At 74.2% G+C, this 1,838-nt stretch carries 1 protein-coding gene; it reads right to left on the bottom strand.

All coding sequences use genetic code 11. The annotated features are described in order from the left end of the window. Positions 1-131 precede the first annotated feature (131 nt). The gene (locus tag ACWF9Z_RS06820) at positions 132-1,637 is read right to left on the bottom strand and encodes a fatty acyl-CoA synthetase (RefSeq protein WP_453598208.1); all 1,506 of its coding nucleotides are present in this window, start codon (positions 1,635-1,637) and stop codon (positions 132-134) included. Positions 1,638-1,838 lie beyond the last annotated feature (201 nt).

A 1,838-nucleotide genomic window follows, 5' to 3' on the forward strand; every position in this document is an offset into this window, starting at 1 on the left:
CACCCACCCCCACGCCCGCAGCTCCCCGCCACCCGCCTCCCCCCGTTCTTCCCCCCCCCCCCCCCCCCCCCCCCCCCCCCCCCCCCGCCGGGGCCCCCCCCCCCCCCCCCGCGGGAGGGAGGTGAGAGCGGTCAGGCGGGGTGCGAGAGGCGGTCGCGGAGGGTGCGTTTGAGGATCTTTCCGCTCGCGTTGCGCGGGAGGGAGTCCACGAAGACCACGCGCTTCGGGGCCTTGAAGTGGGCCAGCCGCTCCCGGGCGTACGCGAGCAGTTCGGCCTCCGTCACGCCGTCGCGCGGGACCACCACCGCCGTGACCGCCTCGATCCACCGCTCGTCCGGCAGGCCGACCACCGCCGCCTCCGCCACGCCCGGATGGGTGTACAGGACGTCCTCGACCTGACGCGAGGCGACCAGCACGCCGCCGGAGTTGATGACGTCCTTCACCCGGTCCACGACCGTGAAGTACCCCTCGGCGTCCCGGACCGCCAGGTCCCCGGAGCGGAACCAGCCGTCCCGGAAGGCCTTCTTCGTCGCCTCCGCGTCGTTCCAGTAGCCCCGGCACAACTGCGGGGACCGGTAGACCACCTCGCCCGCGGTGCCGTCCGGCACGTCCGCCCCGTCCTCGTCGACGACCCGCGCGTCCACGTGGCGCACCGGCCGCCCGCAGGAGTCCATCCGGCCTTCGTGCTCCTCCGGCCGCAGCACCGTGGCCAGCGGTCCGATCTCGCTCTGCCCGAAGCAGTTGTAGAAGCCGAGCCCCGGGAGCCGCGCGCGCAGCCGCTCCAGGACGGGCACCGGCATGATCGACGCCCCGTAGTACGCCTTGCGCAGCGCGGACAGGTCGCGGACCGCGAAGTCCGGGTGGTTCGCCAGCCCGATCCACACCGTGGGCGGCGCGAACAGGCTGTCGGCCTCCCCCGCCTCCACCAGGTCGAAGAGCTCCGTCGCGACCGGGGAGTCCACGATCGTGTTCCGCGCGCCGACCGCCAGGTACGGCAGCAGGAACACGTGCGTCTGCGCCGAGTGGTACAGCGGCAGGGCGTGGACCGGCAGGTCCTCCTCCCCCAGGTCGAGGGCGGCGATCGCGCTCTCGTACGCGTGGCACAGCGCCTCGTGCGTCATCATCGCGCCCTTCGGCAGGGCGGTCGTCCCGGAGGTGTACAGCAGCTGCGCCAGCCGGGACGGGTCGGCGGCGCGGACGGCGTACGGCGCCGGTTCGGCGAGTTCCGCGAGGAAGGAGCCGGGCGCGTCGCGCAGCGGCCTTACGGCGAACCCGTCGGGGACCCGGCCGGCCAGGCCGGGGTCCGCGAGGACCAGTGAGCTCGCGGAGTTCTCCAGGATGTGGGAGAGGTCCTCGCCGGTCAGGTTCTGGTTGACCGGGACGTGCGTGAGCCCGGCCCGCGCGCAGGAGAGGAAGGCGATCAGGTAGGCGTCGGAGTTGTGCGCGAAGGTCGCGACCCGGTCCCCCTCCGCGAGTCCGTACCGCTCCCGCAGTACGTGCGCGCCCGTGGAGACCGCCGCGTCGAGTTCCGCGTAGGTCCAGGCCCGCTCGTGGTAGCGGACCGCCACCCGGTGGGGGACGCGCCGGGCGCTGTCGTGGACCAGTCCGTCGACCGTGTTCTTCCGCACTGCCGTCATACGGGGATCCTCGTCTCCTCGTGGGCGCGAGGTCAATGACCGCAACGGCAACGGCAACGGCAACGAGCGGGATGCGGGACCGCCGGTCGGCCGGGGGGGGGGGGGGGCCCCCCCCCCGGAAGCAAACCGCGAGTTTTCAATAGGGCAGTGGGGCGGCGGGGGTGTGGGGGGCCAGCAGCCCCCCCCCCCCCCCCCACACCC

This window comes from Streptomyces sp. NPDC054961 (genome assembly GCF_053609145.1).

Coding starts and splice junctions, on each gene's coding strand:
- ACWF9Z_RS06820 (WP_453598208.1), bottom strand. CDS start 1,637: ATGACGGCAGTGCGGAAGAACACGGTCGACGGACTGGTCCACGACAGC.